The sequence below is a fragment of the Aulosira sp. FACHB-615 genome (genome assembly GCF_014698045.1).
Classification (GTDB): domain Bacteria; phylum Cyanobacteriota; class Cyanobacteriia; order Cyanobacteriales; family Nostocaceae; genus Nostoc_B.
On record NZ_JACJSE010000006.1, the window covers coordinates 39,700 to 54,779 of the forward strand.

At 35.5% G+C, this 15,080-nt stretch carries 8 protein-coding genes; 7 read left to right on the forward strand and 1 reads right to left on the reverse strand.

Annotated features, from left to right (window positions below; translation table 11 throughout):
• The first annotated feature begins 8 nt into the window (after nucleotides 1-8).
• Genes H6G77_RS12005 through H6G77_RS12015 form a run of 3 tightly spaced genes read left to right on the forward strand, consistent with a single transcriptional unit; the run spans nucleotide 9 to nucleotide 7,122 of the window.
• Nucleotides 9-158 (forward strand): hypothetical protein, encoded by a 150-nt coding sequence (locus H6G77_RS12005; RefSeq protein WP_190590166.1) that lies wholly within the window; start codon nucleotides 9-11, stop codon nucleotides 156-158.
• 13 nt (nucleotides 159-171) lie between these two features.
• Entirely contained in the window at nucleotides 172-675 is a 504-nt protein-coding gene (locus H6G77_RS12010) for a phage tail protein (protein ID WP_190590165.1), read from the forward strand.
• Nucleotides 676-681: 6 nt separating this feature from the next.
• Entirely contained in the window at nucleotides 682-7,122 is a 6,441-nt protein-coding gene (locus tag H6G77_RS12015) for a hypothetical protein (protein ID WP_190871675.1), read from the forward strand.
• A gap of 12 nt (nucleotides 7,123-7,134) precedes the next feature.
• Here H6G77_RS12015 and H6G77_RS12020 read toward each other — a convergent pair whose 3' ends face one another.
• The gene (locus H6G77_RS12020) at nucleotides 7,135-8,001 is read right to left on the reverse strand and encodes a YafY family protein (RefSeq protein WP_190871676.1); all 867 of its coding nucleotides are present in this window, start codon (nucleotides 7,999-8,001) and stop codon (nucleotides 7,135-7,137) included.
• A gap of 264 nt (nucleotides 8,002-8,265) precedes the next feature.
• Between H6G77_RS12020 and cas3 the strand changes: the two genes are divergently transcribed.
• From cas3 to cas7d, 4 genes are read left to right on the forward strand one after another with little or no spacing between them, the layout of a single operon-like run.
• Complete coding sequence (cas3, locus tag H6G77_RS12025; protein ID WP_190871677.1) at nucleotides 8,266-10,410, forward strand: type I-D CRISPR-associated helicase Cas3'; 2,145 nt, start codon at nucleotides 8,266-8,268, stop codon at nucleotides 10,408-10,410.
• A 33-nt stretch (nucleotides 10,411-10,443) separates the two neighbouring features.
• Nucleotides 10,444-10,680, forward strand: a complete 237-nt coding sequence (locus H6G77_RS12030; protein WP_190871678.1) for a DUF433 domain-containing protein — start codon at nucleotides 10,444-10,446, stop codon at nucleotides 10,678-10,680.
• Nucleotides 10,681-10,682: 2 nt separating this feature from the next.
• On the forward strand, nucleotides 10,683-13,985 hold the full coding sequence (gene cas10d / locus H6G77_RS12035) for a type I-D CRISPR-associated protein Cas10d/Csc3 (protein WP_190871679.1): 3,303 nt from the start codon (nucleotides 10,683-10,685) through the stop codon (nucleotides 13,983-13,985).
• Nucleotides 13,986-14,034: 49 nt separating this feature from the next.
• Nucleotides 14,035-15,075 carry a type I-D CRISPR-associated protein Cas7/Csc2 gene (gene cas7d / locus H6G77_RS12040; RefSeq protein WP_190871680.1) on the forward strand — a complete coding sequence of 347 codons (1,041 nt, stop codon included), beginning with the start codon at nucleotides 14,035-14,037 and terminating at the stop codon, nucleotides 15,073-15,075.
• Nucleotides 15,076-15,080: the final 5 nt, after the last annotated feature.

Sequence of the window (15,080 nt, forward strand, 5' to 3'; positions counted from 1 at the left end):
GTTTAGCTATGACCGATGACAGTAATCAGCAAAAAAAACTTGCCAAGTTAGCAGGTAAGGTAATGTGCGATCGTCAATTGTTATGGAAGTTGACAGATAAAGTTTATGAACTGATGAAGGAAGATTTACAACAGCAAAAAGAAAGACTTAAAAATTAGATAGGAGTGAGTTATGGCTAATACTAGCCGAGAATTAAACTATGTTACCGCTAATAGATTTTATGTCGAAATTGAAAGTAATATTACCGCCTGCTTTACAGAATGCCAAGGCTTAGGTGTGAATATCAAAACTGAAAAATTTGCTGAAGGCGGTGTGAATAATCAACAACGAGTCTTGTTAAGTCCCGCAGATTTTTCTGATGTTACTCTCAAACGAGGAATTACAAATGACTTAACCTTTTGGAATTGGATGAATAAAATTTTAAGTGGCGCAATAGAACGGCGTAACGTCAATATTTTAGTGTTTAATCAAGCTGGTGAAACCATGCAATGTTGGACTTTAATTGGTGCTGTACCTATCTCATGGAAAGCACCAGGTTTAAGCGCCGATTCTAGCACAGTTGCTATTGAAGAATTAACTTTAACTTATGAAGGCTTAAAAGTTGATAAAACAAGGTCTGGCGGTGCATCAATTTTATCAGGACGCGATAGTTCAGGTTCATTTGCTAGTAATTAAAAGTATATGACAGAAAATCTGACAACAGGTTTTAGTTCAGAACCTTCAGAACCAGACCTAAATCTAGGGATAAAGCAACCTTTATTACCTCATCAACCTTTGGGAAGTAAATTTATTAGTCCTAAATTTTTATCACCATTAGGAGCAAAATCACTATCAAATTTTGATTCTTCCATATTTTTTAATCCAGTTATCACAGATTTTAACATCATTGAAAATTCCTTTCAAGATTCACCTTTTTTTTCTGAATCTAAATCACAGCATTTCAATACACCAAGTCATTCTGAAGGAAATAAAGTCAAAAAAAATAGTTCAAATTCACCCAACATTCAACAAAAATCAGCAGGAAGTAACTCCAGTTTAAGTAGAGATATATTATTAAGTCAGGATAGTGATATCAGATTATCTCCAAGTGAAGCGATCGCCAATATAGATGTAACCACACCAAACACGAATTATATCAACCAAACAATAGAAAATAATGATATTGGCGAAATAAATAAATTATCAAACATACCTCAACAACCACATATAATATCATCAATTTCTGATAATAAAGACTCAAAATTAATTCAACCACAAATCAATACTAATAATTCTGTTACAAATCAAAAAAATGAGGCTCTACCCAATCCATCGCAACCAAGACAACACACATCACTAACTATTCAACCGCAAGCAGATAGTGGTAAAGCTGAATATTCACAAACTGAGTTAAATGAAAAAGCGATCGCACCTTCTAACACTGGTACAGAATCAGAGATTATTCAACTAAAACTAGATAGTGATAATTCTGTTTCTACTCAACCAGAGATAGTAGAATTTGACGACTCACAAACTGGGTTAAGTGAAACAGCGATCGCACCTTCTAATACTGGTACAGAATCAGAGATTATTCAAGCAAAATTAGATAGTGATGATTCTGTCTCTCCTCAACCAGAGATAGTAGAACTTGACGACTCACAAACTACGTTAAATAAAAAAGCGATCGCACCTTCTAATACTGGTACAGAATCAGAGATTATTCAACCAAAATTAGATAGTGATAATTCTACTTCTTCTCAACCAGAGATAGCAGAAATTGACAACTCACGAACTGAGTTAAGTCAAAAAGCGATCGCACCTTCTAACACTGGTACAGAATCAGAGATTATTCAAGCGAAATTAGATAGTCATGATTCTGCTTCTCTCCAACTAGAGATAGTAGAATCTGACTACTCACAAACTGAGTTAAATAAAAAAGCGATCGCACCTTCTAATGCTGCTACAGAATCACCAGTTATTCAACCAAAATTAGATAGTAATAATTCTGCATATCATCAAGCAGAAATAGTAGAAAATGACAACTCACGAACTACGTTAAATGAGAAAGCGATCGCACCTTTCAATACTGCTACAGAATCACCAGTTATTCAACCAAAATTAGATAGTAATAATTCTGCATATCATCAAGCAGAAATAGTAGAAAATGACAACTCACGAACTACGTTAAATGAGAAAGCGATCGCACCTTTCAATACTGCTACAGAATCAAACATTATTCAACCAAAACTAGATAGTAATAATTCTGTCTATCCTCAATCAGAGATAGTAGAAAATGAATACTCACAAACTGAGTTCAATGAAAAAGCGATCGCACCTTCCAATCTTGGTACAGAATCACCAATTATTCAAGCAAAATTAGATAGTGATAATTTGGTTTCTCTTCCATCAGAGATAGTAGAAAATGACTACTCACAAACTGAGTTAAATGAAAAAGCGATCGCACCTTCCAATCTTGGTACAGAATCAAACATTATTCAACCAAAACTAGATAGTAATAATTCTGTCTATCCTCAATCAGAGATAGTAGAAAATGAATACTCACAAACTGAGTTCAATGAAAAAGCGATCGCACCTTCCAATCTTGGTACAGAATCACCAATTATTCAAGCAAAATTAGATAGTGATAATTTGGTTTCTCTTCCATCAGAGATAGTAGAAAATGACTACTCACAAACTGAGTTAAATGAAAAAGCGATCGCACCTTCCAATCTTGGTACAGAATCAAACATTATTCAACCAAAACTAGATAGTAATAATTCTGTCTATCCTCAATCAGAGATAGTAGAAAATGAATACTCACAAACTGAGTTCAATGAAAAAGCGATCGCACCTTACAACACTGGTAAAGAATCACCAATTATTCAACCAAAAATAGATAGTGATAATTCTGTTTCTCCTCAACCAGAGATATTAGAAACTTATCATTCACGAACTGAGTTAAATGAAAAAGCGATCGCACCTTCCAACACTGGTAAAGAATCACCAATTATTCAACCAAAAATAGATAGTGATCATTCTGCTTCTCCTCAACCAGAGATAGTAGAAATATACGACTCACTCACTGAGTTAAATGAAAAAGCGATCGCACCTTCTAATACTGGTACAGAATCAGAGATTATTCAAGCAAAATTAGATAGTGATGATTCTGTCTCTCGTCAACCAGAGATAGTAGAACTTGACGACTCACAAACTACGTTAAATAAAAAAGCGATCGCACCTTCTAACACTGGTACAGAATCACCAATTATTCAACCAAAACTAGATAGTGATAATTCTGTTTCTACTCAACCAGAGATGGTAGAAGTTGAACAGTCACAAACTGAGTTCAATGAAAAAGCAATCGCACTTTCCAATACTGCTACAGAATCACCAATTATTCAACCAAAACTAGATAGTGATAATTCTGTTTCTACTCAACCAGAGATGGTAGAAGTTGAACAGTCACAAACTGAGTTCAATGAAAAAGCAATCGCACTTTCCAATACTGCTACAGAATCACACATTATTCAACCAAAATTAGATAGTGACGATTCTGTCTATCATCAACCAGAGATAGTAGAAACTAACGACTCACAAACTGAGTTCAATGAAAAAGAGATCGCACCTTCTAATACTGTTAGAGAATCACCAGTTATTCAAGCAAAATTAGATAGTAATAGTTCTGCTTCTACTCAACCAGAGATAGTAGAAACTTACGACTCACGAACTACGTTAAATAAAAAAGCGATCGCACTTTCCAATACTGCTACAGAATCACACATTATTCAACCAAAATTAGATAGTGACGATTCTGTCTATCATCAACCAGAGATAGTAGAAACTAACGACTCACAAACTGAGTTCAATGAAAAAGAGATCGCACCTTCTAATACTGTTAGAGAATCACCAGTTATTCAAGCAAAATTAGATAGTAATAGTTCTGCTTCTACTCAACCAGAGATAGTAGAAACTTACGACTCACGAACTACGTTAAATAAAAAAGCGATCGCACTTTCCAATACTGCTACAGAATCACACATTATTCAACCAAAATTAGATAGTGACGATTCTGTCTATCATCAACCAGAGATAGTAGAAACTAACGACTCACAAACTGAGTTAAATGAACAGGCGATCGCACCTTCCAACACTGGTACAGAATCAGAGATTATTCAGGCGAAATTAGATAGTCATGATTCTGTATCTCCTCAACTGGAGATAGTAGAAATTGATGAATCACAAACTGAGTTAAAACAACAAGCGATCGCACCTTCTAACACTGGTACAGAACCAGATATTATTCAACCAAAACTAGATAGTGATAATTCTGTTTCTCCTCAACCAGAGATAGTAGAATTTGACGACTCACAAACTACGTTAAAGCAAACAGCGATCGCACCTTCTAATACTGGTACAGAATCAGAGATTATTCAACCAAAATTAGATAGCGATGATTCTGTCTCTCCTCAACCAGAGATAGTAGAACTTGACGACTCACAAACTACGTTAAATAAAAAAGCGATCGCACCTTCAAACACTGCTACAGAATCACCAATTATTCAAGCGAAATTAGATAGTCATGATTCTGTCTCTCCTCAATCAGAGATAGTAGAAATTGACGACTCACGCATTGAGTTAAACCCAACAGCGATCGCACCAAATAATCTTGGTACAGCATTACCAGTCATTAAACCAAAATTAGATAGTAATAATTCTGCATATCATCAAGCAGAGATTTTAGAAATTGATCATTCACGAACTGAGTTAAACGAAAAAGCGATCGCACCTTCCAATCTTGGTACAAAATCACCAGTTATTCAGGCAAAATTAGATAGTGATAATTCTGCTTCTCCTCAACCAGAAATCACAGAAATTGACCACTCACGAACTGCGTTAAGTGCAAAAGCGATCGCACCTTCTAACACTGGTACAGAATCACCAATTATTCAAGCGAAATTAGATAGTCATGATTCTGCTTCTCTCCAACCAGAGATAGTAGAACCTGACTACTCACAAACTGAGTCAAATAAAAAAGCGATCGCACCTTCCAATACTGGTACAGAATCAGATATTATTCAAGCAAAAATAGATAGCGATAATTCTGTTTCTACTCAACCAGAGATAGTAGAATTTGACAACTCACTCACTGAGTTAAAGCAAACAGCGATCGCACCTTCAAACACTGATACAGAATCACCAATTATTCAAGCGAAATTAGATAGTCATGATTCTGCTTCTCTCCAACCAGAGATAGTAGAACCTGACTACTCACAAACTGAGTCAAATAAAAAAGCGATCGCACCTTCTAATACTGGTACAGAATCAAACATTATTCAACCAAAACTAGATAGTAATAATTCTGTCTATCCTCAATCAGAGATAGTAGAAAATGAATATTCACAAACTGAGTTCAATGAAAAAGCGATCACATCTTCTAATACTGTTACAGAATCAGATATTATTCAAGCAAAAATAGATAATAATAGTTCCGCTTCTCCTCAACCAGAGATACCAGAAATTGACAACTCACGAACTGAGTTAAAAGAACAAGCGATCACACCTTCTCATACTGCTACAGAATCACCAGTTATTCAAGCAAAACTAGATAGTGATAATTTGGTTTCTCTTCCATCAGAGATAGTAGAAAATGACTACTCAAGAACTGAGGTAAATGAACAAGAGATCGCACCTTCCAATACTGGTACAAAATCACCAATTATTCAAGCAAAAATAGATAGTAATAATTCTGTCTCTCCTCAACCGGAGATAGTAGAAAATGACGACTCACAAACTACGTTAAATAAAAAAGCGATCGCACCTTTCAATGCTGCTACAGAATCACAAATTATTCAAACGAAATTAGATAGTCATGATTCTGCTTCTCTCCAACCAGAGATAGTAGAACCTGACTATTCACAAACTGAACTCAATGAAAAAGCGATCGCACCTTCTAATCTTGGTAGAGAATCGAACATTATTCAAGCAAAAATAGATAGTAATAATTCTGCTTCTCCTCAACCAGAAATATCAGAAATTGACTCTTCACAAACTGAGTTAAAGCAAACAGCGATCGCACCTTCTCATACTGCTACAGAATCACCAATTATTCAACTAAAATTAGATAGTGACAATTCTACTTATTCTCAACCAGAGATGGCAGAAATTGACAACTCACGAACTGAGTTAAAAGAACAAGCGATCGCACCGCATAATCTTGTTAGAGAATCAGATATTATTCAACCCAAAGTAGATAGCGATGATTCTGTCTATCCTCAATCAGATATAGTAGAAAATGACTACTCACAAACTGAGTTCAATGAAAAAGCGATTACACCTTCTAATACTGATACAGAATCACCAATTATTCAACCAAAAACAGATAGTGATAATTCGGTCTCTCTTCAATCAGTTGTTGAGGAAATTGAACACTCACTAACTGCATCAAATCAAAAACAGATTGCACCTGCAAATACTAGTACAGATTCAGAAATTATTCAGCCAAAAATAGACAGTAATTTAAAAAATGATAATCTAAAAATTACATCAGCATCAGCAGAGAATATCTTAAGTAAAACAGAAATTCCTCAATTGCCTAAAGCTTTAAAAAATATCTCTATTTTTTCTCCACTTTCTCAAGTATCGAAATCTAAATTGTCTCCGACCAAAGATAAAAAAAATTCACCAAAAGTTACTCAGACTCTTTCTCAATCTCATAATCCTACTTACAATATTCAAAAACAATCAGCACAAGATATACCAAATTCATGGTCAAATATTGCTGAATTATTTGATGAAATTCAAGTTAATAGTATTAGTCCAAAAACTATTATACAAACGCTCAGAGAAAATAACCAATCTTACAATAAGCCAAAAGCTGTAAAACAAATTAGAAGTGTAGGTAATGATTTTCCTAACAATGAAAATTCTCTGCAATTTATCCAAGCCAGTTATGAAACATTCAACTCAGCCGATTCTGTTCAACAAGATAATAGTAATTCATTAACTAACGAAGATTCTACTTCAGAAGATGAATCGAAAAACTTAGATACTCTTGCACGCGAAATATACAAGATGCTAAAACAGCGTTTGGATATAGAAAGGGAACGCCGAGGAAATAATTATTCCGGGCGTTTACCTTGGTAAATTTATCTCATATCAGGAATCAATGTTTAATTCATAATGCTGACAAAGAGTTTTGAGTTTTTCTTTGATGAGCGATCGCGCATTTTCTGGCGCTATAATCACACAATCTGGTGTATATTGCATTACTTCTCGAATAAACCAAAATGTACTAGAAACACGCCTAACAACTCGCCGTACTTTTTGGGTATCTGGTAGCCATTCATTGATTTTATCTTCTGGTTTGGGTTGATATGCAAAGGCTAAACCTGCAAAGAGATACATTTCTACGTCTATCTCTGCTAACCCCAAACGCCATTCACCAGTAACAGGTAAAACCGCAGCATCTTGTATCCTATCTAAACGCAAACTCCAATTGTGCTGTAATTCTGCCACATCAAAGTTACCCTCTGTCTCTTCACACCAGCAATCAAGATATTGACGCTTTTCGTGTGGGACAACTTTGGCGTAACGGACAGTAAAATTCCAGACGTGATGTCTAGCATCTTGATAACTAAGTTGAAAAGGTTGCTGGCGTAGGATGTAACGGTCTATTTCTAAACGCCACTGCGGGGGTAAGTTCCCTAAAAAACTTTCGATGTCGTTGCGTAGAGGTATTGGTAGTTCGCTACGTTCGAGTAATAATTTTGCAATTATCTGCGCTTGCTCATTTTGTCCAACGTCTGCTAATACTCGCATCGCCCGGTCAAGCGCACGGATACGCGATTCTGACCAGTCGTGATTTTTACCAATGGTTAATTGATGACGAGCGATCGCTTCTATTAATTTGGAAATATTCGGGCGATCTCCCCACATCATACCAAATTCCAACGCTAAGTTTTCTAACTCAGCTTTATCCCGTTCTCCCAGAGACAGAGTTATCGATTGACCTTTACGACTCATTTTATACGGACACTTTTATGCGGACATATCTTGTCAACTTCTATTTTGCGTGCCAATATAGTTTTTAACAACCAGTTACGGACACTATTTAAGTAAACCAAAAACTCGCACTATTGGTGCGAGAAATTAACTAGAGAAGTTTTTTACTAATAAAACTGCAACTAATGGTTGCAGAAATTAGCCAGTCGTATTTACTACATAAATAAAAACTGCCACCATTGGTGGCAGAAATTCTTCTAACTCTGCATACTAGAGCTTCATTATATGTTTGAAAATTACAGCATAAATCTGAAAGCCGTTTATTCACAAACTGTATCGACTCCTAAAGGACTGAAATTACCGGATGATTGGTCGCTTTCTTGGCATCAGCGAGAAACGTTAGAGGCATTACGAGATCCGAAGATAGATGTAGTTTTTAACACAGCCATGACTGGCGATGGTAAAAGTTTGGCAGCATTTCTCCTAGCTATGGTAGACGGCGTATCTACGATGGCTACTTACCCGACCAACGAGTTAGCCAGAGATCAGCAAAAGCAAGTACAAAACTATAAGGACAAATTTCAACCAGACAAAGATCCACAGATTTATCGACTAAATGCAGCTATTTTGGAAGACTTTATTGAAACTAATAAACTGCCAAGTAAGCAGTCTGGATTAACTAATCTTTCTAACCAAGCTGAAATTTTGTTGACTAATCCCGATATTTTTTACTATATTCACGATTTTCGCTATCTGAAGCGTTTTAAAAAAGACGGTAAAACAAAGGGAGAAAACGCCAATAAGCTATTCAGTAAAATAGATGATAACTACAATTTGTTTATATTTGATGAATTTCATGTATTTTCTTCGGCTCAAGTTGCAAGCATATTCAACGCAATATTGTTAATTAAGCATACAGTTCCAGGTAAGAAGTTTTTGTTTTTATCTGCAACCCCAGATGATTTATTAATAGAGTTTTTTAACAAATCTAGAATTCGTTATAAAGAAATTAATCCAGCAAAGGAACAAAAATATTGTTTTTCCGATAGTGGTAATCAATGGCGACCGATTAGTCAGCCAATAACTTTATTTTTTCCAAAAACACTAGAACCTAATCTCTCATCTAGTTATGATTGGCTAATAGAAAATTCTGAATCAGTAATTTTAAAGTTTTTTCAAGATTACCCAGGTAGCAAAGGCGCGATTATTCTCAACTCGATAGCTGCGGTTAAGAAATTAGTTAAGCATTTCAAGGACATTTTCGAGCCATTAGGGTTAAGTGTTAGAGAAAATACGGGTTTAACTGGTGAGACAGAAAAATCTGAATCAGTTGAGAAAGCTGATTTGCTTATAGGAACATCAACTATTGATGTAGGTGTAGATTTTAGAATAAATTTTTTGATATTTGAAGGTGCAGATGCAGGTAATTTCATTCAACGCTTTGGCAGAATAGGTAGACATCAAGATTTTCACCCTCATCCTTATCATACTTATGCCTTAATTCCTAAGTTTATTGTAGAAAGATTATTTGAAATTGATTCACATCCTTTGCAAGATGGAGAAACTTATGATCGAGTAACCTTTACAGAAGTTATTCGTTGTCCGTCAAATTATCCATCTGTAAATAAATTTAAGCATTATCCTAAACGCTGGGGTGCTATTCAATCGGCTTGTGTTCATCAAGAATTAAGACGACTGACTCATCAATATCCGGAAGCAGAGAAAAACTTTAAAGAGGCTATTGAAGCAGCATTTGATGTAAAAATTTGGACAAAATATGACCAAATTAATCAATGTTTACAAGAAAATAAAAAGAATAAAAAAATTATTGATGAAGCACGAAGTTTTCGGGGAAGCAGCCAGTTAGATTGTGCAATTTACGATGATACAAATTCAGAAGAACCACAAAATGAACGTTTTAAAACTTATAACTTACCGGGTATTCTCAGCAACTTTAAGTTTGAGTGGATGGATAGAAAAGAATTTATACAACAGGCTGAGAAATATAGAGTTACAACCACTCGTTTTCAAGAAGCTTTATGTTGCTTGAAATTGACTGGCTATCGAGAAGTAAGAGAAGACTGGCGGTTTTACTACCCTGAAGATATTAGCGATATTGCTAAGTCTGGTAAAGTCCAAGTTCTCAAAAACTTAGAAATTCGCCAGCTCCACGGAAGCGGGATTAATAAAATAAGTGATGCTGTGTCAGGTAGGGGTTTAGTATGCTTTATTTCAGATTGCGATCGCGCTTACCTAAGAGCAACGTTAGGTTTACCTATCCACTTTCAAGCATACTCCTTGGCAGATAAATACAGTAGCGATGATAAAAAATTACCACCGTACACTATAGCTTTTGGTAAATCTGCACTCATGCTGGAAACCCTGCTTTGGTTTCGCAAGCCGAAAAAAGATGAAGGCTGGATTTGTTAGAAAGTTATAGAGCATCAAATTTTGGGAATACTAATGGCTGAAGATAATTTATTTTCTCGGATTTCCATTGACCCGAACATCTGTTTTGGTAAACCCTGCATTCGTGGACATCGTATTTGGGTTTCTTTAATTTTAGATTTATTAGCTGGTGGAGAAACTATTGAGACTATTTTAGAGGCATATATAGGTATAGAACCAGAAGATGTTTTAGCCTGTATTGCATTTGGCTCTCAGGCAGTGAAAGATTTATACGATAAAGACGGAGAATAAAAGTGAGTACGAATAACTTTGAAGAATATCCAGAAATTCCAGACTTAGATAACTATGATGATGAAGAAAATAAAGATGCTCCTGTACAGAAAGAGCTTTTAACTATTAGCCTCTTCAAAAAGGCAATTAAAGAAGCACCAGAAAATCAGGAAGATTCCATACTTCTGAGTTTTACTGATAATGTACTGCCTCAATTAATTCATAAATTAGTAGGGGTAACAGCAAAGGGTGGTCAATTTACAGAAGATCGTAAAGCTGAAGGTAAAAATGTTGAACGTAGTAAGCATGACCAATCCTTATTATCTCACCTACTGAACGGGTTATTTCCTACATACCGAATTATTAGGAAATTAAAGTCAGCAGAATTGCAAACTAATCCTGTCAAGCGTCAATGTGGAGAAAAAGAAATTCGTTTATTTGTAGCTGCATACATTCTACATGACTTTGAAAAATTTCCTGACTATCCGATTTGGCTACAAGATAATGACACGGATGGTGTGTTTACAAACCGTGATTGGCGTAAAGAACCTGCAAAAAAATCAGATGCACCTAATTTAAGGCGGGATTATGTCAAACAAAAAATTCAAGATTTTAGTTTAGATAGTTTTTTGGGTGAAGATTGGGAAAATTATATCGATGATATTGTTTGGTTAAGTAGCAATGCTGGTGATGGAAGTGATGCTGACAGAGGTTTAGAAATTCGTGGTTTACAACCGCGTTTGGATGGTCGAGTGCGGAATATTCTGCACAGATTACTAAAAATGTCTGATTTATTTGCGTCACTATTAAAGCATCCTCGTGATGTAGAAATTGATGGCAGAAATGAGAAGTTACCTGAGTTATTAAACGATTTAAGTAATGGTCAATTAAAGTTTAGCTACCATGCTTTATCAGATAATCGTGGCGTTCTGACAAATATTATTAATAATGCCTTGATGGATGTACATCCTAAGCATTACTACACACAGTTATTATATTTACCAGATGGTGTAGTATATCTTGCCAGTAGTGATGCGCCTGCAATTAATACTGATGATATTCCCAATCAGGTTGTAAATAAAATTAAAACCTTATGCAGTCAGCAGCTAATGAAGCGACAAACAGGTTTTAGTCGAGATGGTAAAGGTTTCAAGTTTGCAGATTATTACTGGCTATTCTTTCAAGCTAATGAATTAATGAAAGTTAGCATTAATGCTGCTAGAAATATACTGCCTGATACTAAACTAGCCTCATCTGGTAAGCGTAGTGAAAGTTTACAATCTTTTCAGCAACAAGGAGAATTATCACAAAATATAGATGTAGTATTTGGTAATGAAATTCAAATTGATAGATTAGCAGAATTTGGAGATATTATATGTCGAGGTATTTGGGATAAATGGCAAGAAAAGGCAAATGAATATCAAAAACAATTTCCTAAAGCTGAACGTAAAACTATTCCTAAATTAAACCTGACTGAAAAACTAGCTGAATACTTGGGTTTATCAGAAGAAATACCAGCTTTAAGACAAATCCAATCTTTAAAGAAAACAGGTGGTGTTCCTTTAGATTGGTACTATTTAGCTGCTAAATATTACAAAAAAAATCCAGGTAAGGATTTAGCCCAAAATATTGAGTTGATGGAAGATATGGTTAACTATACTTCCAATCTCATACAACCTATTTTAGAAGAATTTATAATACCTGATGGCTGGAGTGATTTACGCACTTATGTAAGTCGAGTGATTTCTTTACCAACAGGTGCAGTTATCGAACCCAAACCAGACCAATTTTTACTAGAAATAAGCAGGTATAACGCTGCAAAAGTTACAGGAAGAGGTAGAGAAAATGTTTGTGCTATATCTAGCTCTCCCTACACTGTCACCGAGCAAATGGAGTCAGCAACGTTATTTGCACCGCAAGTTTACAGTAATCGTCAGATTTTATTTAATGCTCAAGCAGCAAAGCGACAAATTTGCTCAATTTGGTCAATTGAAATCATGTTGAGACAAATTCTTATGAGCAAGACTAACTCGACTGGTGCAGACTTTGAAGGGCGTAAATATCGCTATCTCTATCTATATCCTGCTTATTTCTTCACTCCTGAAACTAATAAGTTTTTGCAGAAAGCTTATAATGCTATATCTCAAACTCGATTTGATGCGGAACTGCGTAAACATTTTGTTTCTAAAGAGCAAGTTGCCAATTTAGAAATCAGCAACTATCAAAGAGTAGATGATTTGTTGATTAAGCAGGAAATTTCGCCAGAAGATGATAAGACATTTAAAATTAGCTACCCCGATGATGAAACATTAACTTTCTTCTTTATTGGTTTACCGCCAGGAAGAGAACCTACAGATACAGAATCGTGGGTAATGCCAGCTTGGTTAGCATTCACATTACCGCTTGTTATGGATGTAAAAGTTGTAGCTTCTGAATCGCCCATACCACCTTTTATTAGTGGTGCTGATTTTGATGAAACAACTGTAATTGATGGAGAACATCAAGCAATTCGTTCTCTGATTAAACAAGATAATTATCGCTTAGATAGTATCTTACCTCGGCAACTAAGAACGTTTTCACCTTTAAATGCGCTCACGGCTGCTTATTCTATCCACTTAGAAGCGAACCGCAAAAAAGACGGCGATCCAGATTGGGGTAAATTAGCAGATTTGGCACGAGATTTAGAAACTAGTCCATTGTATGTATTTCACTACCTAAATAAATGGCTACGAAAGCAAGACAAAATTGAATCTGTATCTATTGCAAAAATTCGCTTGTATCAATACCTTTACTACTGCTTTGATCCTCAAGGAGATAACATGACTAAGCTTGATGAACTAACTAAACTATATCGTTGTTTTTACAGAGCTAAAAGCAAAGGTAAATCACCAAAAACTAATGCAATTCTCAAACCAATTGATGAAGCTGCTGATGTGATTTTGAAATTTAATAAAGATTTGGCAGATGATACTGAGTCTTTAACTCAGATTGTTGCAGCTAAGATAGCAAGTCTTATGAAAAAAGTGAGACGAAAAGAAGCAGAAGGACAGACGGCTTATGACTTAGTTAATGGGGAGTTGCGATATTTGACTCCTGAAGAAGAACGACAAGCAGTTTATAAGTTTGCTGAGTATTTTGTAGAGGTAATCTTTTATGAATGTTTTAAAGGTGATCGCGCACGTTTAGCAGGTACACAATTGAATCTTATTAAAGATACTTGTGAGTATCTTTATAGAGTAGCAGATGATGAATACTGGAAAACCCGCAAGCAAAATCATCCTGAAGATATTACTGATTTAGATACTGACGCTGAAGATGCAGCATAGTCATTAAGCCGAAAAATTTTACCAAAGTTAACACTGGAGTAATTAAACCATGAAATTTCTAAAAACACTCGATGCTAAATTCTTCCATGACACCATCCCTGCTAAACCAATGGGTAAATACGCTCATTTCATTACGATTCGTGTTACTGAGTCTTATCCTTTGTTTCAGACAGATGGTGAATTAAATAAAGCCAGAGTCCGAGCAGGAATTGAACATAAACACAAAGAGCCTATTAGTCGTTTAGCAATGTTCAAACGCAAACAATCAACACCAGAACGGTTAACCGGACGAGAATTGCTACGTAACTACAAAATAGGAGATGCGGAGAAATGTGATTACAATTTCGATTTTAGTAAAACAACTCCTGATTGTATCCTTTATGGTTTTGCTATTGGAGATTCTGGTTCTGAAAAATCTAAAGTAGTTGTAGATACAGCTTACTCAATTACACCATTTGATGATTCTCACCTTAATTTTACGCTTAATGCACCTTTTGAAAATGGCACAATGAGCCGTCAAGGGGAAGTAACTAGCCGTATTAATAGCCAAGACCATATTTTACCTCAAGTCTTCTTCCCCAGCATTGTTACACTCAAAGATCCAACTGAAGCAGGATTTCTCTATGTTTTCAATAACATTTTAAGAACACGCCACTATGGAGCGCAAACTACCCGCACTGGTAGAGTACGTAATCAGTTGATTGGGGTAATTTTTGCAGATGGTGAAATTGTGAGTAATTTGTTATGGACACAGAAAATATATGACTTGATGAACAATGCAAGTCCTAAACAAATCAATCCTCCAGATCCACTGAATGAAGATGAAGTTTTAGAAGCTGCTAGAAATGCAATTACTGAATTAATGGCTGAAGAGTTTATTTCTCACACTGATTTCATTGGTGATTCTTTCCAACCCGTACTTCAGGAAGTCAAAACTATTACCAGTGACGAAGTGAAGTTACAAGAAATGTTGAGCCAAGCAAATCTTGAATCAACTACTTATGCTCAAACATGGGTTTTGAAGTCAGGTAAAAAAGAATCCAAAAAAGATAACAAAGGTAATAAAAAAGCTGTTGCAGCAACGGAGTAAATAAT

Excerpts from the sequence above, each read along its gene's own strand:
- cas7d (WP_190871680.1), top strand. The coding sequence starts at position 14,035 with ATGAAATTTCTAAAAACACTCGATGCTAAATTCTTCCATGACACCATC.
- H6G77_RS12015 (WP_190871675.1), top strand. The coding sequence starts at position 682 with ATGACAGAAAATCTGACAACAGGTTTTAGTTCAGAACCTTCAGAACCA.
- H6G77_RS12005 (WP_190590166.1), top strand. The coding sequence starts at position 9 with ATGACCGATGACAGTAATCAGCAAAAAAAACTTGCCAAGTTAGCAGGT.
- cas3 (WP_190871677.1), top strand. The coding sequence starts at position 8,266 with ATGTTTGAAAATTACAGCATAAATCTGAAAGCCGTTTATTCACAAACT.
- H6G77_RS12020 (WP_190871676.1), bottom strand. The coding sequence starts at position 8,001 with ATGAGTCGTAAAGGTCAATCGATAACTCTGTCTCTGGGAGAACGGGAT.
- H6G77_RS12010 (WP_190590165.1), top strand. The coding sequence starts at position 172 with ATGGCTAATACTAGCCGAGAATTAAACTATGTTACCGCTAATAGATTT.
- H6G77_RS12030 (WP_190871678.1), top strand. The coding sequence starts at position 10,444 with ATGGCTGAAGATAATTTATTTTCTCGGATTTCCATTGACCCGAACATC.